This window comes from Mucilaginibacter sp. P2_D11, assembly GCF_056404435.1.
This window is the reverse complement of record NZ_JBFUEA010000015.1, coordinates 34,205-56,181: the sequence shown is the minus strand read 5'-3', so window position 1 is coordinate 56,181 and position 21,977 is coordinate 34,205. Positions and strand designations below refer to the sequence as shown.

The window sequence follows — 21,977 nt, the reverse complement described above, 5'->3', positions numbered from 1 at the left end:
TCGCAATGACATAGTTTATTATGATTATTTTTATATGCCTCTATATCACCTGAAACCCAAACGCGTACGGGTCATCTTCGTCATCAATTTTGATGGTGTTGTAGCCGTAAACTTTTGCCCAGCCTTCTATGCCGGGTATAATGGCGGGCTTGCCGCCTAACGTTACCTCATACTCTACCGTGCCGATGAACTGGCTGCCGATAATGCTTTCGTGGATGAACTGGTCGCCTTTTTTGAGTTTGCCCTTGGCATGCCATTGCGCCATTCGTGCCGATGTACCTGTACCACAGGGCGAGCGGTCTATCGCTTTATCGCCATAAAAAACAGCGTTGCGGGCAGTTGCTTCCGGTGATATGGTCTTACCTGCCCAAAGGATATGCGTACAGGTGTTGATTGTCGGATTTTCGGGGTGGACGAAGGTATATTTCTCGTTGATACGCGTGCGCAATACCCTGCTCCATGATATGAGCTGATCGGCAGTGTAGTTTTCCAGTCCGGCAAAGTTCACTTGCGGATCCACTATGGCATAGAAGTTGCCGCCATAGGCAACATCGACTGTGAGCATCCCTAAATCGGGGCATTCAACTTCCAGCCCTTCCGAATCGAGGTACGAGGCTACGTTAACCAACTTTACCGATTTTACCTTACCGCCTACTTGTTGGTAGGAAATGAGCACCAATCCGGCGGGTGCTTCCATACGGATAATGCCCGGAGTTTTTGGGGTGATAAGCCCTTCCTCCACCGCGATGGTTATCGTACCGATAGTGCCGTGCCCGCACATGGGCAGGCAGCCGCTGGTTTCGATAAACAGTACGGCTACGTCGTTAGCCGGGTCGTGAGGCGGGTACAGGATGCTACCGCTCATCATATCGTGGCCGCGCGGCTCGAACATCAGCCCTTTGCGTATCCAATCGTATTCCTTTAAAAAGTGCTGGCGCTTCTCGCTCATATTGGCGCCTGTTAAATTGGGGCCGCCACCGGCAACCAGCCTCACCGGGTTACCGCAGGTATGCGCGTCGATACAGAAGAATGTTTTAGTCATGTTTTCTAAGTCGAAGCTTAAAGTCAAAAAATAACCGTCATGCCGAACTTGTTTCGATACCCCACACGGCAGTTTAACGATATGCAAAGCGGGCTTGCATATTCGCTACTTTTATGATGGGGTCTTGAAACAAGTTCAAGATGACGTTATTCTTATTATTTACTCCATTCATTATTAAATAGCCGCCAAATACCCAGCGGGTTTTCGTCTTTCAGGGCATCGGGTAACAAAGCATTATCCCAGTTTTGCCAGGCTACCGGGCGCACAAAACGCTTGATAGCACCTGTACCCACCGATGTAAACCTGCTATCAGATGTTGCCGGGAAAGGGCCGCCATGCTGCATGGCGTTACCCACCTCCACGCCTGTTGGCGGGCCGTTCAATATCACGCGACCGGCTATGGCCGCTAGTTTATCTAGTATGGGTTCGTACAAGGCCAGTTCCTCCCTTTCGGCCATAATGGTGGCGGTTAACTGCCCTTGTAATGTGCTGATAACCGTCTCCAACTGCGCCATATTATCGGCAACTACCAGCATGCTGTAAGGACCGAAGACTTCTTCCTTGAATTTATCATCCGCCAGGAAATCTGAAGCAGCTATTTCGCTTACCACAGCCAATGCCTGGTTTGCGCTTCCGGTATTCAACTTTTCCGACTGCCCAATAACCACTACGGCATGGTTACCCAGCCTTTCTTCGGAAAGTTTTTGGTAATTGCTGCAGATACCCGCCGTGAGCATGGTAGCGGAGTTCACGCTTACTATAGCTGCACCAAGGGCGGCTTTGAACCTGTCTAATCCTTCGGATTTCACCGCCAGCAATAAGCCCGGGTTGGTACAAAACTGCCCCGCACTCATGGTGATAGATTCGCCATAGGTTTTAGCCAGTTCTTCGGCACGGTTTTGCAAGGCCTGCGGCAATAATACCACCGGGTTTATGCTGCCCATTTCGGCAAATACCGGGATAGGCTCATCGCGTTCGCGGGCCATTTTCACCAATGCCATGCCCCCTTTTAGCGAACCGGTAAAGGTTACGATTTTGGTTTTGGGATGTTTCACCAATGCTTCGCCAACGGCGTAGCCATCATCGAACAGGTGAGAGAAAACGCCATCAGGCAGGTTATGCTTTTTAGCTGCCTGCATAATTACTTCCGCAACCAATGCGCTTGCACCCGGGTGCGCCGGATGCGCTTTCACCACCACCGGACAACCCGCAGCCAATGCCGAAACGGTATCGCCCCCGGCAACAGAAAAAGCCATCGGGAAGTTGCTTGCACCGAACACCGCCGCCGGGCCAATTGGCACCAGCATTTTGCGGATGTCAACTCTTGGTAGCGGCGTTCTATCAGGGATGGCGGTATCTATCACAGCATCTACCCAACTGCCTTCTTCCAGCAGGTTGGCGTACATGTTCAGTTGACCTGTAGTACGGCCACGCTCGCCCGTTAAACGGGGAATGGGCAAGCCAGTTTCTGCCGCGCAACGGTTAAGCAATTCATCACCCAGTGCGGTGATGCCTTCGGCAATGCTGCGCAAAAAGGCAGCCTTTGTCTTGGCATCGGTATGGCGGTAAACGGCAAATGCTTTATCGGCCAGTTGCATGGCCGCATCTGCATCGGCAGCCGTTGCTGCCGAAAAATCGCCGTCCAGTTCGGTATCGTTTGCAGGGCTCATCGCCCTGAAGCTTTTACCGGTTGGGGGTATTAACGAATATCCTATTATATTTTGAGTAATCATGTGTTAATTTTAGAACCTATTTAAACAGTCCGTCATTGCGAGCGAAGCGTGGCAACCTGCGGCAAGCAGGTCGGACTTGCAGAGCGACTCTGCTTGCCGAGGATTGCTTCGTCGCCCCACCTCCTTAGCCAGCCCATCGCTTCTCGCAATGACGTGGAGGTGCTTGGGCACTTCTTGGCTCTTGGCTCTTATTTCTTTACTCTCTCCCTTAGCTCACCCCGGTCACATCCACTTCTGCTTCTACACCCCAGCTGCCAACAGGCAATTCGGGCCGGTTTTTAACGGCGTGGTTAATCACTTTTAGAACCCTTTCGCGCTCGTCGCCTGTTATTTTTAAGCGCGGTAAGCGCACGGTTTCGGTGCCCAGGCCGGTTACGCTTTCGGCAAGTTTGATGTATTGTACCAGTTTAGGGTGGATATCCAGCTCCAGCACGGGTAAAAACCAGCGGTAGATGGCCAGAGCCTCCTGCATACGTTCGGCTTTAGCCAAACGGTAAACAGCTACGGTTTCACGCGGGAAGGCATCAACCAGGCCGGCTATCCAACCATCGGCACCCATGAAAAGGCTTTCGAGGGCCAGGGTATCAACACCTGTCATGATCGCGAACCTATCGCCGAAACGGTTGATCATACGGGTAACGTTGCTTACGTCGCGGGTTGATTCTTTTACCGCCTGTATGTTCGGGTATGCCGATAGCTCTTCAAACATATCCAGCGTAACCTCTATCTTATAATCGTAGGGGTTGTTGTATATCATGATGGGCAGGTGCGTGCTTTGGGCCACGTCGGCAAAATACTTCACAGTTTCGGCATCGTCGGCTTTGTAACGCAGCGGCGGCAGCATCATCAGGCCATCGGCACTGTATTTTTCGGCATTTTTGGCGCAAAGCAAGGCAGCTTTAGTAGTTTGCTCAGCTATGTTCAATATCACATAGGCGCGTTTATCAACCAGCTTTACGGTATGCTCCAGCAAGGCTAGCTTTTCCTCGTCGGTAAGCACGCTTGCTTCGCCCAGCGAACCACCTAATACAAAGCCGTTTGCGCCGGCCTCTATTTGCGCTTCGATGTTCTTGTCGAACGCTTCGAAATCCAATTCATCGTTATCGGTAAACTTGGTTGTTACCGCGGGGAATACCCCTTTCCATACTATGCTCATAAACCTATTTATTTAATATTAAACTTCGTCATTGCGAGGCACGAAGCAATCTCCCGGCAAGCAGAGCCGATTTGCGAGACCGCTTGTCCTGCGTAGAGATTGCTTCGTTCCTCGCAATGACGTTTCTTATTTCTATATTACTTCACCCTCAACAGCAGCACCCCGTGCGGCGCTATGCTGGCTTTAAAATCGCCTGCGCTTTTGGCAATATCTTTTTGCTGCCATACGTTGCGGATGCTGGTATATGCACCTGCTGTTTGGCTATCCAACGTAATGGTTTGGTACTTGTCGCTCAGGTTGAACAGGCCGATTGCCCTGCTGCCGTCCTTCATTTGTTTTACCCATATCTGGTAAGTATCGCCTTTTACGATCTGGCGGGCGGCTTTGCCCAGGGCATCCTGATCTATCGCCAGCACCTCGCTGTTGGTAAGCAGGTTAAGGGTGAATTTATCCAGTGCCCCCATATCGCATCCTATCAATAGTGGTACCGACTGCAAGCTCCACAGGCTGATGTGTGTATATTGCTCATCGGCAGTAAGGCGGCTGTTATGCAGGGTTGGCCCCCAGCCCACCTTGCCTACAACCAGCATATCCGGGTCGTTAAAATGGCCGGGCTGCGCAAATTTGGCGGCCTCGTTCTGGTTAAAACCAATCTGCGACATACTTCTCCAGGTGTCTTCTATATCGCCTGTAGTGCGCCAGCTGTTGCCGCCGGTTTCGGCACCCCACTCCCATACTTTGCCCCAGCCATATTGGCAAAAGCTCAACATAATATCGCGGTGTACCTTATCCAGCGATGCGCGGATTACCTGGTAAGGCTTCTTCAAATCATCAAGCGATGGCTTCGAAGCCGTTACTTCGCTGTAAGAGCACCAATCGTATTTCAGGTAGTCGATACCCCAGTCGCCATAGGTTTGGGCATCCTGATCCTCGTGCTGCCAGCTGCCTAAGTAGCCACCGCAGGTGGTTGGGCCGGGCGATGAGTAAATCCCCATCTTCAACCCCAGGCTGTGCACATAAGCGGTAGTCGCTTTCATATCCGGGAACTTGCTGTTGGTAGTTATTGCGCCGTTTGGCAGGCGTTTGTCTATTTCCCAGCCATCATCTATGTTCACGTAGTTCCAGCCGTAAGCGGCCAGTTTTTCTATCATGGTGTTGGCGGCGGTGCGCACGCGGGCATCATCCACGCTCAGGCCGAAAGCATTCCAGCTGTTCCAGCCCAAAGCAGGGGTCAGGCCAATTTTATCGCCTATACTGATGCTGAATTTTTTGCTATTACCGCCCAGGGCGTTGCTTGCCGTAAGCGTTACAACATAGTTTCCTTTTTGGGCAACAGTACCGGAAATGATACCGGTTTTACCATCAAGCACTAAGCCCTTTGGTAAACCAACCGCCTTATAAGTAAGCGGTTTTTGCCCCGTTGCCGGGATGAGGTACAAGAAGGGGTTGCCCGGCCTTGCGCCATAAACCTCGGGGCCGTTTATTTTTGGCTGCGCCGATGGCTCGGGCGTAAGAATGTACGGCGTACTTTCTGTCTTCGAAATTTTGGTTCCCGATAGGCTATCGGTAAACTCATAGCTCAATACGTACGATTTCTTCTCGAGTAATGCAGCATTAAAGGTATAAGTGAAAGGTTTGTGATTTGTGAAAGCAGCGTTGTTTGCTTTTTGATAAAGCACTTTGCCGTCCTCAGGGTCCGTCATCTTAAATTCGAGGATGCCCTTATATTTGTAGCTGCCTCTGGCTACGAGTTTGATGGATTTACCTAAGGATTTTTTTTCACCGTAAAAAAAATCCGCATCAGTATTAATGGTAACATAGTCCATGATATCATTCATGCTGATGCTGAACTGGTTGCCGTACAGGCCGCCATCGCCGCCTGTATCAAATATGCGGATAGCGATTACGTTCTCTTTATCCCACAAAATAGCGGAGTTGTTGGTGGCCAGCACATAGCGGCGCGGGCCGTAATGGCCTTCTTTGATATTATTGCCGGTTTTAGCTACCAGTTTGCCGTTGAGGTACACCTCGTCGTTATCGTCTACATTCTGCAAATCAAAACGGAGGCTGTCCTTTAAATAGGCATTGTTTTTTAATGATGCGGGTATAGTTACATGCAGGCGGTACCAGCCAAAACCGTTACGGTCGGGGTAGCCTTGCCGCTCCCAGGATTTAGCCACATCGATGGGTTTCCATTGGCTGTCGTCATAGGTTTGGTCACTGTAAATGGTGCTGTCGCCGGGCATGAACTTCCAGCCGGTCGCGAGCGAAACCTGCGCATTGGCTTTTGCAAAGCAGGCCAGCAGGAACAAAATGGCGAATATCTTTTTCATTTGATAGAGATTTGGTTATCGGCTGATAATATCGACATATTTTACCTGTTCAGGAAACCAAACCATCATCTCTCCTTTGCCCCGGTTGGCCCATGCATAGTAGGGTATAGCCGTAAGGGTTTTTGTTTCGGTGCTTACTATTTGCTTGTCGGCATCTATATTGATGGCCTTTACATCGGCCTTTAAAACGGTCACCCCATTAAGCAGGCCCGCATCGAATTGAGAAGTAAACACCGCATCCTTCGGGATGATGATATTGCTGGCCAACCCGCCGTTGTCTTTCCATTCGGCGGCGTACATGAGGGGGCCGCGCTGCAGGGCTATCCTGCCGGCATCGTTGGGCAGTTTGTCGCTGGCTACTACGCGCTGTACATCCATCGGCAATAGCATTTCTACCTTATCGCCTTTTTTCCATTTTTTGCTGATGACGGCGTAGCCCTTTTCTATTTGATAATCTACCGGCTGGCCGTTAAGCTTAATAACCACTTTTTTATTCAAGGGTTGCTGATAGCTGTACAGGTCCGACGGTACGGCCTGGTTCTGTGCCCAGCCAGGAATACGTATCTTGAGGTTCATATCCATAGCCGATGCCGGGTTGATAATAAAGGCAAGGCCGCCATCCCATGGGTAATTGTTTTGCTGGGTTATCTGCAAAGTCTTATTGTTTACCAGCATGCTGCCCGTGCCGCTGATGAACAGGTTCACGAACACATCCTTGCCGTTCTGCGCATAAATGTAGCCTGGCACCGAGGGTATGAGCCTGGCAATATTGGTTGGACAGCAAGAGCATACGAACCAGCCCGAACGCTCGCGCTCGATATCAGGATGATTAAAATGTTCTTGAATTTGCATGGCATTAGTATAGAAGAACGATTTACCATCCAGTCCAACGCCCGAGATAAGGCCATTATAAAGCACTTTCTCCAGCACATCTATATACTTAGAATCACCATGCAACAGAAACATACGCTGGTTCCAGAACACGCTGCCAATGGCGGCGCAAGTTTCGTTATAGGCGGTGGTATTGGGCAGTTCGTAATTATCGCCAAAGCGTTCGCCATCGCCAACGGCGCCTATGCTGCCCTGCACGTACATTTTTTTGCCCACCATGTTGTCCCATATCTTATCTATGGCGGCTAGATATTCCTTATCGCCTGTTAAGGCTGCTACATCGGCCATTCCGGAGTACAGGTACATGGCGCGTACGGCGTGGCCCTCGGCCTCATCTTGATTGATTACAGGTTTATCGTCCTGGTAATAAGTGCCGTTTTCCCAAACGTTCTTGCTTTTTTTGTTGTAGGGCTTTTTGCCGCGCTGATCGATAAAGAATTTGGCCAGGTCGAGGTATTCTTTCTTCCCGGTGATGCGGTAAAGGCGCACCAGGCCCATCTCCACAATTTCGTGGCCCGGGGCAACTGCCCTTTTTCCGGGGCCGAAAGTTGCTACCAGCAGGTCGGCATTTTTTAAAGCTATATTGAGGAAGTTGCGTTTGCCTGTTGCCATAAAGTGCGCGGCTGCGCCCTCGTACATATGGCCGGCGCAATATAGTTCGTGGCTCTGCTCGTTCTCTTTTACCCAGCGCTCGGGGCCTGCCGCCCCACCTGGGTGTAACGGGTCGATAGTGCGGTAGGTGTACAAATAACCATCCTTTTCCTGCGCCTTTCCAACAACAGTAATCAGCGAATCGAGGTAGGCATCTAATTGTTTATCGGGGTGCACCGCCAAAGAGTAAGAGGCCCCTTCGATGGTTTTGTAGATATCCGTATCATCAAAGGGATAAACGGTGCAAAACTTGCCCTTGCCTTCCGCCGCCATCTGGAAGTTCTTTATTCTGCCCGTGGTTTTGCAACGGTCGAACGATGCCGGGATGGTTACTGTTCGGTTGGTTTCGATGCGCGAGGTCCAGAATTTATCCGCCAGTGTAACCTTGGTAAAGGCAACGGGCTGTATAGGATAATCGTGCATCTGCGCAGATGCCGAAGTACCACCAAAGGCTAAAAGCAAAAAAAGGAGCTTCTTCATGGGCGACAGGATAATTTGATAGCTAAAGGTAAAGTTATTCAAAAGTAAGGGAAAATGAGCGGCTTATCGATTAGTTTTTATCTGATTATAACTAAATATTACCATCATAATCAACAACACTCGCCAAGTTGCGATAAAATACAATCAATTCACAATTTATTAATTTATATAGTACTTTGTATTGCATAATACTATATTAAACATATATCTTTGTGGAAATTAAAATTCAACCCATACAATGAAAACAAAAAACAACATTTTAAAAGCGGGCATACTGGCTGTTGCTTTGGTACTGGCAGGCAGCACCATTAGCTTTGCGCAGTGCGAGAAACCGGTAAAATTAACCTCATCAGTAACCACTTATCTGAATGACAAGGGCGAAGTGGAAAAGACAGCCGATGAACAAACCATCGTAACCCTATCCAAAACGGAAATAACCATAACACCGGGCGATCATATGATGAATGGCAGCGTTACCGAATATACCTGCAACTGGACCACCCCTTTCAAAGAAGGCAAAACAACCCTGAAAGCCCTGCTGACCGATGGCAACAACGACCTGCACGTAAACATTACCATCGAAGGTAAAGACGGAAAAGTTACGCTCACGTTTACCGCCGATGAGATGCCCGGTAAAAAGATACAGGTAGTGGCCAACACATTCGAATAAACCGCTTAATTATAACAACATGAAAAATTTAAAGAAAATCGCGCTGGCCTTTGCTTTGGTACTGGCAGGCACAACAATCAGCTTTGCACAATGCGACAAACCGGTGTTCCTGGCATCATCGACAACCAATTACTACAACGCCAAAGGCGAACTGCAGCGCACTAAGGATGAAGAGACGCTAATCACCCTCACCAAAACCGAAGTGATTATTGCACCGGGCGATGAGGAACACAAAATGACAGGCCCTATAAAATCTTACAGCTGCAACTGGACAATGCCTTATAAGGAAGGGAAAACGGTAGTAACTTCCGTATTTACCGATGGCGGCAAAGAGCTTAATGCCACCATTACCATCGAGGGCAAAGCAGGCAAGGTTACCGTAACCATGGTAGCGGCAGAAATGCCCGATATGAAGATACAGGTGGTGGCGGATAAATTTGAATGACGCGTTAGTGGCCATTTAAACACAGAGTGAACAGAGAACTTGCGAAGTGGCGAGCACAGAGGCCACAGAGAGTTAAAATACCAATTTGCAAAGCTCTGTGGCCTCTGTGTTTCTCCCTCTGTGGCCTTTGTGTTTAAGTCGCCACCAAGAACTAAAGCTGCTTTATCTTTATATTCCTATAGTTCACATCAAAGCCATGATCCTGCAATAGCAGGTGCCCTTTCGCAGCTTCGCCGAAATCTTTCCAAACTTTGTATTTGCTAATGGCTACCAGATCGCGGTAGGCTTGCGAGCCTCGGTCATACTCCAGCACTTTGATGCCGTTGAGGTAATGCTCTACGTGGTTATTGGGATACACTACAATACGCCCGATGTTCCAGGCACCAATAGGGTGCACAAAACGGGCCTGCTTTTTGGCGGGGATAAGGTCGTAAAGGGAAGCCAGGGTACGGTCGCCATCGCGGCCAAGCTTGGCATCGGGGTGCACGGCATCATCGAGCACCTGGTACTCCAGGCCTATGGCCGAGCCAGCAGTTTTCTCGCTCAGGGTAACAAAGTATTTAACCCCGCTATTCGCGCCGGTTACCATTTTAAACTCAAACGATAGGTCGAACGCAGCATACTCCCCGTCCGTAACAATATCGCCGCCGTTGGTAGCTTCGCCACCTACCGAGCCCAGTACCGAAATGGTGCCACCTTTTACGCTCCAGCCCTTTACGGGGAAGGTAGCAGCCGTTGCACTGTGCCAGCCCTTATTGCTCTTGCCATCAAACAGCAGTTTCCAGCCGCCGTGTTCTTCAAAATCTGATAGCTTATTGGGTGCCAGGTTTACTACGTAAGCGTCTTCAGAAAATGGCTGCGGGCTTAGCTTGCCCGTTTTTATCTGGATGTTTTTGAAAAATATCTTCTTTCCTGCCTGTCCGGCTTCACTTATCGCATGCACCTGCAAGCCTATAAAACCCTTGTTATCCAGCGTATCCACCACAAAGGCTTTGGCTACGCCGTTTACCCAGGTTTTGGTGGCATTACCAATGCATTCTATTTTGATATGATTGTACTCGCCGGTTTTCCAAAGCTCTTTGGCTTTGCCGTTTAGTTCCATGGGGTATAGCCAGTCGCGGCGACCTTCGTCGTAGATGCCGCCGGTCCAGCTGCGGTCGCTGGGGTCAACTTCGCATTGCTTGCCGTAAACCAGGCCCTTGCCTTCGTGACCGGCAGGGTTGTAATGGCTGCGCACCTGCACGCCCGAGTTGGTGAGGTTGCTTTCGGTCATCACATCCAGTTCCAGCACAAAATCGCTGTATTCCTTCTCAGTTACCAAAAAGGTGTTGCCGCTGTTAAGCACTGCCGTGCCAATGATTACGCCATTGTCCACAGCATACTCCGCATTACCGGCCAGTTTTTTCCAGCCTTTCAAGGTTTTACCGTCGAAAAGGCTGGTATAGCCCGGTTTTATTTGTGCCGATGCTGTTTGTATGCCAAGGGTTGCAGCAGCAGCGGCTAGTATCCATATTTTTAGGTTGTTCTTCATATTTATGGTTGATGTTTTTATTCAATTTGCTATAAAAAGCGGGGGCGACGTGCGATTCCCCTCTTGAGAGGGGGCAGGGGTGTGTTAGCCGATATGCATTGCAAACGTAGCATCGTGGCAAACACACCCCTCCCCTCGCTCTTGCCCGTCGCGCCCCCTCTCAAGAGGGGATTTTAAAAAAGCCTACACCTTCAAATCCCATCCCGGCTCGTAATCCCGTGTCCAAAGCTTCATGGCTTCGGGGTCGTGCAGGATGTGGCCGTTGGTTGGGTCGCAGTTCAATACACGGCCCATGCGTTGGGCAATGTTGCCCAGTTGCGGTATCACGGTTGATTTATGGCCGTTGATGATGGTTTGGTTCAGCTGCGTATCACCCTGTATCGAAGTAATGAAGTTTTGCAGGTGCACCCTGTCCAGCAGTTCGGTAGGGCTCACTTTGTTGCCGGCATCTACCGGGGTTTCGTCTTTTATTTCTTTTACCAGTTTATTATTGTAATCGAAAACCTGGTAGCCGTTGCCGCCTCCGTAGTTGATAGTGCCTTTATCGCCATAAAACACTACGCCGCGACCCACGCCTTCTGAGTTGAAACTGTTGCAGCTGCGCCCCTCCCAACTTAAGGCGGTGTTATTGGGGAAGTTGGCCAGTATAGTTTGCGTATCGGGAGTTTCCCAATCGTCCTTAAAGGCAAAACGCCCGCCTGATGAGGTCACTCTGTCCGGGAAATCAACACCCAGGCCCCAGCGCATCACGTCAATTTCGTGCGTGCCGTTGTTAAGGGCCTCGCCTGTGCCCCAGTTCCAATGCCAGTGCCAGTTGTAGTGTATCAGGTTATCCTTATAAGCCTTGCGCGGCGCGTAGCCCTGCCATAGTTCGTAATTCAAGTTGGAGGGCACAGGCGCAGGCTTGCCGAACCCGATGGATTTGCGGTTGTTTACATACCAGCCCCTCGCAAAATACGCCCTGCCGATGATGCCGTCGTGCAATTCCTGCACCATCTTCTGTACATTGTTGAAGGAACGCCTTTGGCTACCCATCTGCACCAGCTTGTTGTATTTAGCAGCGGCTGCAATGGCCATTTCCCCTTCGTGCGGGTTGTGGCTGCAGGGTTTCTCTACATACACATGCTTGCCGGCCTGGCAGGCCAGGATGGTGGCGGGGGCGTGCCAATGGTCGGGCGCGGCTATTACCAGGGCATCCAGATCCTTCTTCTCTAATAGCTGGCGTATATCGGTTATACCTTTTGGCCGTTTGCTGGTAATTTTTTCGATTTCGGCGATGCATTTATCCATCGCTTTGCTGTCTACATCGCAAATGTAGCCTATCTCGGTATCGGGTATGGCGGCCAGCTTCGCCGCCAAAAAGGCGCCGCGACTGTTAACGCCCATCACCCCTAAAACTACTTTTTTATTGGGCGAGCCTTTAAAAACGCCGCCCATGGCCATTTGCGAGCCAACAAGGAAACTGGTGCCGGTAACGGCCATGTTCTGGATAAATCTTCTGCGTTGCATAAAACCGGGTTTGGTAAATGTATTTGCGGTAATTGGTAAGGGCTAATTTAGGTTTTTATGTATTTAGTTGTTTGTAACATTAATACATAAATTAATACATAAATTAAAGGGGAGGCAGGCGCGAGACATTAAAGCCCACAAAAAAAGCAGGCCCCGTACCACCGGGACCTGCTCAAACGAAAACTCTAACTCACAAAATCAAAACTTATATATCGTCTCTGGCGATGTACACCTTATAGATGGTTTTGGCGGCCAATAGTTTAATTGCCGTAAAAAAATACCCCTTTTACGCAGATAATTTTTTTTAGCTTATGTTTGCTTCAAATAACAACGCCACCAAAGCGATTCATTGCAGATGCTGAACATCGACGAGATTAAAAAACCTATTGCTGCAGAAATTGATGTTTTCGAAGAGAAATTCAAGGTTTCCATGCAAAGCTCGGTACCCCTGCTCGATCGTATTACCCACTACATCGTAAAACGCAAGGGCAAACAGATACGCCCCATGTTCGTGTTTTTTTCGGCCAGCATTTGCGGGGGTATCAACGAAAGCACCCATCGCGGGGCGGCATTGGTAGAACTGCTGCACACGGCTTCGCTGGTGCACGACGATGTGGTTGATAACTCTTACCAGCGCCGGGGCTTCTTCTCTATCAACGCTTTATGGAAAAATAAGATAGCCGTCCTGGTTGGCGATTACCTGTTGTCTAAAGGCTTACTGCTATCTATAGATAACGGCGACTTTGCTTTACTCAAGATCGTATCAGAAGCGGTAAAGCAAATGAGCGAGGGCGAACTGCTGCAGATAGAAAAAGTGCGCCGCATGGATATTGGCGAGCCCGTTTACTACGAGGTTATCCGCCAGAAAACCGCATCGCTTATCGCCTCCTGCTGTGCCTGCGGAGCGGCGTCTGCCGGTGCCGACGACGAAACAGTAGAAAAAATGCGCCTCTTCGGCGAGCATATCGGTATCGCTTTCCAGATAAAAGATGACATGTTCGATTTCGGTACCGACGATGTGGGCAAGCCCGTGGGCATCGATATCAAAGAAAAGAAAGTCACCCTGCCGCTTATCTACGCGCTAAACAACAGCAGCCCCGCCGATAAGAAACGGATGATAAACCTGGTGAAAAACCATAACGACGACCCCAAAAAGATTGCCGAGATCGTAAGCTTCGTGAAACAAAAAGGCGGACTGGAATACTCGGAGATCCAGATGAAAAAATACCAGGAAAGCGCCTTCGCCATACTGGATACCTTCCCCCCGGGCCCTGCCCGCACCGGCCTGCAGCAACTGGTGCGCTTTACTACGGAACGGAGTAAATAATAGGCTGCGCCCCCCCATCGTCATGCTGAACTTGTTTCAGTACCCCACACGGCAGGTCGGCGGCATGCAAAGCAAACACATCGTCATGCTGAACTTGTTTCAGTACCCCACACGGCAAGTCGGCGGCATGCAAAGCATACACATCGTCGTGCTGAACTTGTTTCAGTACCCCACACGGCAGGTCAACGGCACGCAAAGCGGCTTAGCATGGTGGCCACTTTTATGATGGGGTGTTGAAATAAATTCAACATGATGGCTGACGTAGTTACCCCCATCCAATATCACCCAAAACTTATTAACTTCGCAACATGCAAGGCATCGATTTCAGCTTCCTGAAACCCACTATCCCCAATATACTGGATGTGTTGCTGGTGGCGTTCATCCTGTACCAGCTTTATAACCTCATGCGGGGCACCATCGCCACCAATATCTTCATCGGTTTCATCGCGATATTTTTGCTGTATAAGGTGGTAGAAGCGCTGGACATGAAGCTGCTTACCGCCATCCTCAGTCGCTTTGCCAATGTGGGCATCATAGCCATCATCATCGTTTTTCAGCAGGAGGTGCGGCGGTTTCTGCTGCTGGTGGGCAAGAATGCCTCGCTGCAGCGAAACAAGGCCTGGTGGAAATATTTCTTCGGCAAAGCCGAAGCCGAAAAGAACAACTACGCCCGCATAAAACCCATTATTGATGCCTGCAAAACCATGAAGCAAACCCGCACCGGGGCGCTCATCGTGTTCGCCAAGTATTACGACGAGCAATTTTACCAGAACAGCTGCGAGGTGGTAGAAGCCAAAATATCCAAACGCCTGCTGGAGGCCATCTTCCAGAAGAATAGCCCCCTGCACGATGGTGCGGTGGTAATAGCCGGCAACAAAATCAAATCGGCCAGCTGCATTTTGCCCGTAACCGAAAAGGCCGACCTCCCCGCGCAATTCGGCCTGCGCCACCGCGCCGGCATAGGCGTTACCGAAGCCAACGACGCAACCGCCATCATCGTATCAGAAGAAACCGGCGAAATATCCTACGCCAAACAAGGCCGCATAAAAATGAACATCAGCTTCGCGGAGTTGGAGAAATTGTTGAATAAGGACTTTTAAGGGAGATACTTTGCATACGGGTTTCTACCACCCTGTCATCCCGAACCGAGGTACGAGGGAGGGATCTTATACGGCACGCAAAGGTACAGCGGTTTTCATCAACGAGACACTTTTTTTCAGGAAGAAGCAAATCCCGCATTGAGTGGTTAGCGAGCCTTAGCCGTTACGCAAATAACTGCCAACTGCCCAGTGAATTGTGGCAGTCCCGCTGATAGAAGCGGGCCGGGCTTTGCCGGGCTACGCTGCGCTTCGGCCGCCCCTTCCGCGCTCAAGCCCTCGCGCAGGCGGCTTCCCCTCTCAATCCCTACTGCGAAGGCAGATTAAGGTAAAGTATTCGTCATTTAATTAAACATGCAATTGCATGCTTAGGCACGGGTACACTGCGCTCATGCCCTGGGCTGCATACCCGCGCCAGTTGAGGGGGGTATGCAGCCCAGGTAAAACACGCTAAAGCAATTATGCATTTGTTTTGAGCTGTACAACCGATCATTATTTTATAAAAATTTGTTTATCAGGTAAATACATTAAATAAATACTGTATATTCAGCCAACATTTAAACCGCCTTTTCATGATAAAAGATAGCATACGAATTTTTATGTCGCTACTATTTGTACTGACGACAAATACCGTTGTTTACGCACAAGGAGATATCAGCGTTCTTGTTAACAAACACCCTGTAAGGCCCATCGACGGTGTATACGAGGTTAGTATAGGCGCTCATATCGTCATCAGAATTACCGAAACCGGGCCAAATAAGTTTCCTGTCGTTCAATCCGCTTTGGTTAAATTAGCTAAAATACCAGATGGGCAACAGCAGCAGCAGCAGCAGCAACAACAACAGCTCGAAACAGCCGACGATGCCGATCCGGATACATTACATGTAAAATATCTGTCTGGCAACACAGATATATTGATGGACATTCCTCGGGATAGTAGTCACCAAATCGACTTTGACATCGTACTAAACTACATTCCGCAGCGATTACAAGCTATAAAACGCTTTCGCGGTTACAGTAAAGTCTTTAAATTCTTCCTCAAATGAAAAGATTATTCGGAAACTCCTTTTTGATTAAAAGAGCTATTTTGGAAAGCAAAGCAGTTGCGAAGAGCAAATTAGAATCTATCGTGAAAGTCGTCGGTATTATTGGCGCAGTAATCACTATAGTATTTTCATATAAAACTTATGAAGACGGCGAAAAATGGAAAAAGGCGAATTTCTCGGTTGAGCAATTCCGAAAATTTCAAGAAAACCGGTCGGTGCAGTTGGTGAACCAAATATTAGACTATGACCGCAAACAACTACCACTGTTTACCAAGGACGATTTAGTGACTGTTGATGAAAGAATGGTTGAGCGTGCCCTTATAATTGACTCGCTTAAAGGTTCCTTTGACGACCAGGAATCAAAAATCCGCGAGGTTTTTGATGAATACTTTGACGAATTGGGATTATTTAACAGGTATTACCAGACTAAAGTAGTTGACTCCGCTGTGCTTCGTACTTACCTTGTTTACCAGATCAAGTTAATCGCTGATCCTAACCATAAAAGGAAAAGCAAGCTATTGTCTGCTTTACAAAAACGAATGTGGAAATATCTGGACTATTATGAATTCAGGGATGTTCAACAACTTTGCCGAACGTTTTCTTACGATGTAACTCCCGGAAAGTACCCTCCCATCAAGTAAAGGCAGTCTTATGCTGGTGTAGATGTGGCTCATTTGAGCAATGCATGGAATAGTTACCCTGTTTAAAGTACGGCACACGCGTGCGCCAGCAAGGGCGTCGCCAGCCAGAGGAATGTGTTAGTCTTGCGAACTGGTCGGGTATAGACGAGTTTCAAAATAACAAGTCGGCCCTCGTGCCGGCTTGTTATTAGTTTAACAATTACAGCATTTGCCATAAGATCATTTGTTATGATCATCACGGAAACGGTCACGCTCACCCTGAGCTTCGCCTTCTCGGTAGTCGTCACTGTGGGTGGTAAATGAATGGAAAAAACTTGAGATTGGATCTCTGTCCTCACTCGTGTAGCCGTCTTTGTAACCTTCCTGGTAAGCAGAAGACGACGTGTCAACATTTGGTGTGCTCATAATAGAAAAAATTAAATTAATAATATATTTGCTTCGCAATGAGTTTATTATCTCATCGCACTACGAAGGTCGTTATTGGATTTCATGTAAACTAATCACACGTACGCATGCTTACGCATGCGTGTAAATTTTGTCGATATGCTCCTTTTAATACCTAAACCCTTATTATTAGAAGTTCTCAAGGAATTTGGAAGGCCTCATGGAAATGATTGGTTTTTAGCGTTAGGCACTTACATAGACAAATATTTCAAAGAGAATAAGAATACGTTGTTTGATGATATGCTATGGCCTGGACGAGGAACATCAATCGATTCATTGAAAAAATCCTTAGGTTATCTTAGTGCTACTCGTGAATTGAGTCAAGAACATGCAACAGGTGCTAATCACTATATTAGAGAAGTTCTAGTAAGGAAATATGCAAAGGGTTTAACTTGGTCGCAATATATAGATACCATAGGCTTAACCGACCGGGATCTTATACCTGCGGTGTCCCATACTTTACGTGCAAAATCGATAAAAATAGATAAACGGCCAGAAAATACTACTGAGCCGGAAATGCTAACTACGCATTACGATGCAATTACTGGTTATTGGCTTTCTCGTTTTGAATACGTATCTAGAAGCCGTAAGGAACCAATCCTCGGTTATCAAATCGACATCGAACGGTTGGACAAGGCAAATAGGGGCAGCTTTTCAGGCACTAATTTGGCAATCACTTCACCTTCTGGGAAGAGATATGAACATGAGATAAAGGTTCAACTTTTTGGAGATTTCCTTGTAGGTTATTGGAAAAACACAAATACTAAAAACATTGGCGCATTCCAGTTATTTGTCAACACCAATATGTGTGTTATGACTGGGCTTCATTTAGGAAATGCAAATGACAATACCATACAGTCCGGTGTTTGGACGTGGATTAAAATTGGTGATGAGGTGTCTGATGAAAAAAACCAACAAATTTTAACCGCTAAATTAAAAGAGCCGAATTTATTAACAGAACTAATTGAAAAATGGCTAATGCTTGGTGACTCAATCCGGCTTGAAGACGTTTTAGTTTAGATAAAAAGCTACTTGTTCCAAGTACTAGACACGCGACACGCGTGAGCCAGCCTAGTGGGTTATTTTCTTTTATTGTTAATGGTGATTTTATTTTTGTCAATTTTGTAAGAAGCGATTAAATCGTAAACGGCCAATCTTTTAGTCAAGTTAAGATTGTCTTCGTTAAAAGGAAATGACGGACGTTTTCCTTTTAACGTGATTTGGTCATAAGGTTTTCCAATCAAATTAAGCATATCAAAGCGTCGTTCGTTAGTTAATGAGCTGAAATTCATTATAAGGAGTTTCAATTTCGTAGTCTGTTCACTGTTATAAATAATTAATTTATTTAATATATCAAACGTTACTTGTGCGGGCGAGGTAATTAATATTTGAGAAATAAAGTTGCTTAAAACATGATTATTAATAATGGAGGCATCCATCTCTGTAATTAGCGAAATTTTCTGCTGAGGTGTAATAAAGTTAGATTTTAATAGATTGACATAATCTAAATTATCAAACACGTAATCTAGGGCATTTGTCAAGTAGGCATTGAAATTTTGCGTAAGCAGCGTTATATTCAATCCATTGAAATGTTTCTTAAGGAGGTCATAATTATATTTAGTAAAACCAAGTGTGCGCTTTTTTAATAAAATTTCAATTTTATTTTTCGATAAATTTTGAAATTCCAAAGCATTATACAGCCATAATACTTTGCCAATTAATTTTTCGTAATGCTCATCAGATAAATTATTATTAAGTAGCAGAAATTCACAAAGCGTTTTCAATGTGTCTTTATCTTGACCATCAGGATCGCCCATTTCATCATCACTTAGCATTTCTGCGTTATCGCTCCATTGTAGCCAAGTGGTTAATACATTTTCGTCTTTTACTTCACTCTGAAAGTATGCAACGACATTTTCCCAATCCGGCATGATTGAATCTACTTGAAGGGCATAATTCCAAAGTTCTTGAGGGAGTTCCTCTATACTCTTGAATACTTCAGTCCCTTGTTTAAGAATAGCTTCTTTAATATTAACCTTAAGGTTACTATTAAAAACTGGGGCAAGAATATCCGTCTCTTCAGCATAATTATCTTCCAAGGCTAACATAACACCTTCAACATAAATGTCTAAATTTTCATTTATATAATTGATTAATGGCTGGCATCCAGAATAGTTTATCGTGGTCAAGTGTTTACTCAATAGGTTCTCAGATAGATTGTCATCATGCTTACCGTAGAGTCGGATTATTTTTTCAATCATTCCGGCATTAATATCATAGCAACTGTTTTTGTAAACGAATTCGAACATTTCTTTAGATTCTTCGACATAGTCTAAATCAATAAATTCTACATCGAGTGATTTAAGAACATCCTTAATTTTGGGATAATCTTGTTTCTCAAAAAGTGCAAGGAAGTCTGACCTATTATTAATGTAAGAACTTAAGACTTTTTTTGAATCGATTTTTATGATATCAACAAGATCGGCATAACGCAAAATTGTTATCAAAAAGGTGGTGACGGTTTCTGGTGAATAACTACTCGCTTTCGATATATGGTTCCAAACATCGGCCCACTCTTTACACAAAGTCTTAAAAACCACATTGATCATCTTGCCATTTATTAAATACCCAGACAAGAATTTATTGGAAACTGCCGTTTGATTACTTAATTGATTAATTATAGCGTAAAACTCGCGCTTGTATGTTTGAGCATTTTGAACAAGATAATCCAGTAAGTCATAATTTAGAAGCTCAGATTGTTGAAATTCATTTATGCTGATTTTTTTTAGTATTTGATCGATTTTAACGAGTCCGAAGTCGAATTCTAAAGCTTCAAGGTTCTTTACAGCTATAACAAAATCCATATCGGTTCTTGTTATTGTGCCCTCGTAGAAAAATGAAATATAGGTGTGATACATTTCGTCTATGTACCCGCGACGTAGCAAATAAATTAACAACTTTTCTTTGGCTGCATCTTTATATAGTGCTGAAATAGATTGTTTGTTGATTAATTCCTGTAATGACCAACCGGAAATTTTGGCGTTTTCTTCTTTAAGTAACTCGATCCTAGCCTTTGCTTTATTTAATTCACCTTCGTTTTTTGCGTTTATTATTGCTTCACGCTGCACATAGGATAACTTTGCATTTACTTCTTTTTCGATTTTTTTAAAGGTGAAGTTAGCGTTAGACCAACTACCATAGCCAGCTTTAACATGCTGAATTGTAGTAGATACTTGAAAATCTTGAAAGAATGCCTCCCCCAATAGTTCATTGTTTTCATACGTGTTTGAATTCAGTCTATATTTATAAGCGGTAGGTGACATATTTATCATCGCCATGGTGTAGACAGATTGTAATTCACCTATATTTGCTAATAGTTCACTTTCTAAAGCGTTTATCTGAGAAATACTTTCGGCGATTTCTTGTTCATTTTTTATTTTAACACTTTTTATTACTTCAGCTTTGTTTTGAAAGCACTGATAGACTAATCCTTGGTTTATATTCAATGCAGCAAAGTCGCTTGGATAGAAATTTTTATAAACGATTATCCCTAATAATTTTTCTTCATTTACCTTTAACCCGATTTTTTCCTTGTACAGAATATATTCGTTATATATATTTTTGAGCATCCGCATGTCTTCAATAAAAAGCGTTATGTCACTTATAAAAGTGTCAGTAAGAAGCCCTTTAGTATTAGAGTCTACAAACTTTTTAAGAAGTTTTTCACCTGAGTTTGACGAATTAATAACTGGGATGACTGGTATTAAAAAGTCAAAAAATTTTGTACGATTGTTATCTTTAAAAACATCGTCTTTCAAAGCGTAAATAAAAGTCACCTGCCTTTTAACTTGACTGGAGCTGTTAATCAAATTATTTAACTCTCTTAGTTTTGTAAATATCTCTGGATCTTCAAATCTGTCCAAATCCTCGATAATTACAACATCGTATGCGGTTTCCTCAAAAAAATACAAAATTTCGTCAAGATGTTTATTTAATATGGAGGTATCGGCCTCTTGTGCCAACTCAAGTTCCCCATTGCTGACATTCAATTTTTTAAACTGTGCGCTATTATAGGTTTTCAACAGCTTTGTCAGAAATAAAATTGCGCCTGTAATAAATAAAATTATAGCCACATACAAAGTAATATCTCCATAGGTCGTCATAAATCTATTCCACCACGATAGGCGGTCATAGAACTCTGGCTTAAATATAAAAACGCCTGATAATACCCAGATAATCATCAAAGTGGCACTGAGAATAAAACGCCAAGCGGGTGTATTTCGAATTCTGCGAAATCGAGAAAAAGGCACCTTTCGTACACTGACTTTATAAAATATTTGTTGAAGAATACTTATCTCAATTCGTTTTCGAACGTCTATTCCATTTTGTATGTCGTCTTCAAAAGAGGCCAGAGATATATTTAAATAGGTGTACTCAGGATGGTCGGCTTCAAAGGTTTTCAAAATACTGCTTTTACCGGATCCATATGGACCCGTTAGCGCGAGATTTTTCACTTCTGGATTTCTAACTGCCCAAGAAAGTGCATCGGAATAAGTATTACCAACCTCTAACTGATATTGTGGGGTTAAATCTTCGAAATTTTTAGGGTTTGGATTATGAATATTTCCAAAACATTTCGAATTTATGCGATGAAGCTGCTTGATCCAGTAAATCAATAATTGGCTAATTCTTTCCTGAGTTGACATAAGGTTTAAAAATCCAAGTTAGATAATATTATTTAATTATCGCCATGAGATTCCCAACCGCGCGCGTATGCAGCGCAGGCCAAATGCACGGCGTACACGCGACATCCCCCCTATCTGGCGTGAGGTATGTAGTGCAGGACAAGTGCGGGGCGTTCTCATGACATTTTCTACCCGAGCCGCACACCCCCACCTAAACCCGTAGCAGCGTAAAGCCCGCCTGAAAATAAGTATTCAAAAAAAGCGTGACGTTTTGAATCTTCGCCTATTTATATTTA

General features: G+C 45.9%; 15 protein-coding genes. 7 read left to right on the top strand and 8 right to left on the bottom strand.

Going from position 1 to position 21,977, the window contains the following annotated elements:
* Window positions 1–40: 40 nt before the first annotated feature.
* From AC1DXC_RS21535 to AC1DXC_RS21515, 5 genes are all read right to left on the bottom strand, one after another.
* On the bottom strand, window positions 41–1,042 hold the full coding sequence (locus AC1DXC_RS21535) for a 4-hydroxyproline epimerase (RefSeq protein ID WP_477461252.1): 1,002 nt from the start codon (window positions 1,040–1,042) through the stop codon (window positions 41–43).
* Between the two features lie 155 nt (window positions 1,043–1,197).
* The gene (locus tag AC1DXC_RS21530; RefSeq protein ID WP_477461251.1) at window positions 1,198–2,775 is read right to left on the bottom strand and encodes an aldehyde dehydrogenase (NADP(+)); all 1,578 of its coding nucleotides are present in this window, start codon (window positions 2,773–2,775) and stop codon (window positions 1,198–1,200) included.
* 208 nt (window positions 2,776–2,983) lie between these two features.
* Window positions 2,984–3,931 (bottom strand): dihydrodipicolinate synthase family protein, encoded by a 948-nt coding sequence (locus tag AC1DXC_RS21525; protein ID WP_477461250.1) that lies wholly within the window; start codon window positions 3,929–3,931, stop codon window positions 2,984–2,986.
* Window positions 3,932–4,068: 137 nt separating this feature from the next.
* A complete protein-coding gene (locus tag AC1DXC_RS21520) occupies window positions 4,069–6,264 on the bottom strand; it encodes a putative Ig domain-containing protein (protein ID WP_477461249.1) in 2,196 nt (731 codons plus the stop codon).
* Between the two features lie 15 nt (window positions 6,265–6,279).
* Window positions 6,280–8,286, bottom strand: coding sequence for a glycoside hydrolase family 127 protein (locus AC1DXC_RS21515; protein WP_477461248.1), 2,007 nt, complete (start codon window positions 8,284–8,286; stop codon window positions 6,280–6,282).
* A gap of 238 nt (window positions 8,287–8,524) precedes the next feature.
* Here AC1DXC_RS21515 and AC1DXC_RS21510 point away from each other — a divergent pair, with 238 nt between their 5' ends.
* On the top strand, window positions 8,525–8,956 hold the full coding sequence (locus AC1DXC_RS21510; protein ID WP_477461247.1) for a hypothetical protein: 432 nt from the start codon (window positions 8,525–8,527) through the stop codon (window positions 8,954–8,956).
* A gap of 19 nt (window positions 8,957–8,975) precedes the next feature.
* Complete coding sequence (locus tag AC1DXC_RS21505; protein ID WP_477461246.1) at window positions 8,976–9,401, top strand: hypothetical protein; 426 nt, start codon at window positions 8,976–8,978, stop codon at window positions 9,399–9,401.
* A gap of 151 nt (window positions 9,402–9,552) precedes the next feature.
* On the opposite strand, the gene AC1DXC_RS21500 is transcribed toward AC1DXC_RS21505, so the two are convergent.
* A complete protein-coding gene (locus tag AC1DXC_RS21500) occupies window positions 9,553–10,932 on the bottom strand; it encodes a 3-keto-disaccharide hydrolase (protein ID WP_477461245.1) in 1,380 nt (459 codons plus the stop codon).
* A 183-nt stretch (window positions 10,933–11,115) separates the two neighbouring features.
* Window positions 11,116–12,441 carry a Gfo/Idh/MocA family protein gene (locus AC1DXC_RS21495; protein ID WP_477461244.1) on the bottom strand — a complete coding sequence of 442 codons (1,326 nt, stop codon included), beginning with the start codon at window positions 12,439–12,441 and terminating at the stop codon, window positions 11,116–11,118.
* 355 nt (window positions 12,442–12,796) lie between these two features.
* Here AC1DXC_RS21495 and AC1DXC_RS21490 point away from each other — a divergent pair, with 355 nt between their 5' ends.
* From AC1DXC_RS21490 to AC1DXC_RS21470, 5 genes are all read left to right on the top strand, one after another.
* On the top strand, window positions 12,797–13,768 hold the full coding sequence (locus AC1DXC_RS21490) for a polyprenyl synthetase family protein (RefSeq protein ID WP_477461243.1): 972 nt from the start codon (window positions 12,797–12,799) through the stop codon (window positions 13,766–13,768).
* A 308-nt stretch (window positions 13,769–14,076) separates the two neighbouring features.
* Window positions 14,077–14,868 (top strand): diadenylate cyclase CdaA, encoded by a 792-nt coding sequence (gene cdaA / locus AC1DXC_RS21485; protein ID WP_477461242.1) that lies wholly within the window; start codon window positions 14,077–14,079, stop codon window positions 14,866–14,868.
* Window positions 14,869–15,437: 569 nt separating this feature from the next.
* Window positions 15,438–15,911, top strand: a complete 474-nt coding sequence (locus AC1DXC_RS21480; protein ID WP_477461241.1) for a hypothetical protein — start codon at window positions 15,438–15,440, stop codon at window positions 15,909–15,911.
* Window positions 15,908–16,552, top strand: a complete 645-nt coding sequence (locus tag AC1DXC_RS21475) for a hypothetical protein (RefSeq protein WP_477461240.1) — start codon at window positions 15,908–15,910, stop codon at window positions 16,550–16,552. The genes AC1DXC_RS21480 and AC1DXC_RS21475 overlap by 4 nt, the downstream gene beginning before the upstream one ends.
* Window positions 16,553–17,095: 543 nt before the next feature.
* Window positions 17,096–18,016: a hypothetical protein gene (locus AC1DXC_RS21470; protein ID WP_477461239.1), complete on the top strand. Its 921-nt coding sequence runs from the start codon at window positions 17,096–17,098 to the stop codon at window positions 18,014–18,016.
* Window positions 18,017–18,075: 59 nt separating this feature from the next.
* Here AC1DXC_RS21470 and AC1DXC_RS21465 read toward each other — a convergent pair whose 3' ends face one another.
* Window positions 18,076–21,702 carry a YobI family P-loop NTPase gene (locus AC1DXC_RS21465; RefSeq protein ID WP_477461238.1) on the bottom strand — a complete coding sequence of 1,209 codons (3,627 nt, stop codon included), beginning with the start codon at window positions 21,700–21,702 and terminating at the stop codon, window positions 18,076–18,078.
* Window positions 21,703–21,977 lie beyond the last annotated feature (275 nt).

Bases quoted from the DNA above. Each gene is read 5' to 3' on its own strand.
- AC1DXC_RS21490 (WP_477461243.1), top strand. From the start codon at position 12,797: ATGCTGAACATCGACGAGATTAAAAAACCTATTGCTGCAGAAATTGAT.
- cdaA (WP_477461242.1), top strand. From the start codon at position 14,077: ATGCAAGGCATCGATTTCAGCTTCCTGAAACCCACTATCCCCAATATA.
- AC1DXC_RS21465 (WP_477461238.1), bottom strand. From the start codon at position 21,702: ATGTCAACTCAGGAAAGAATTAGCCAATTATTGATTTACTGGATCAAG.
- AC1DXC_RS21530 (WP_477461251.1), bottom strand. From the start codon at position 2,775: ATGATTACTCAAAATATAATAGGATATTCGTTAATACCCCCAACCGGT.
- AC1DXC_RS21500 (WP_477461245.1), bottom strand. From the start codon at position 10,932: ATGAAGAACAACCTAAAAATATGGATACTAGCCGCTGCTGCTGCAACC.
- AC1DXC_RS21535 (WP_477461252.1), bottom strand. From the start codon at position 1,042: ATGACTAAAACATTCTTCTGTATCGACGCGCATACCTGCGGTAACCCG.
- AC1DXC_RS21480 (WP_477461241.1), top strand. From the start codon at position 15,438: ATGATAAAAGATAGCATACGAATTTTTATGTCGCTACTATTTGTACTG.
- AC1DXC_RS21510 (WP_477461247.1), top strand. From the start codon at position 8,525: ATGAAAACAAAAAACAACATTTTAAAAGCGGGCATACTGGCTGTTGCT.
- AC1DXC_RS21505 (WP_477461246.1), top strand. From the start codon at position 8,976: ATGAAAAATTTAAAGAAAATCGCGCTGGCCTTTGCTTTGGTACTGGCA.
- AC1DXC_RS21515 (WP_477461248.1), bottom strand. From the start codon at position 8,286: ATGAAGAAGCTCCTTTTTTTGCTTTTAGCCTTTGGTGGTACTTCGGCA.
- AC1DXC_RS21475 (WP_477461240.1), top strand. From the start codon at position 15,908: ATGAAAAGATTATTCGGAAACTCCTTTTTGATTAAAAGAGCTATTTTG.
- AC1DXC_RS21520 (WP_477461249.1), bottom strand. From the start codon at position 6,264: ATGAAAAAGATATTCGCCATTTTGTTCCTGCTGGCCTGCTTTGCAAAA.
- AC1DXC_RS21525 (WP_477461250.1), bottom strand. From the start codon at position 3,931: ATGAGCATAGTATGGAAAGGGGTATTCCCCGCGGTAACAACCAAGTTT.
- AC1DXC_RS21470 (WP_477461239.1), top strand. From the start codon at position 17,096: ATGCTCCTTTTAATACCTAAACCCTTATTATTAGAAGTTCTCAAGGAA.
- AC1DXC_RS21495 (WP_477461244.1), bottom strand. From the start codon at position 12,441: ATGCAACGCAGAAGATTTATCCAGAACATGGCCGTTACCGGCACCAGT.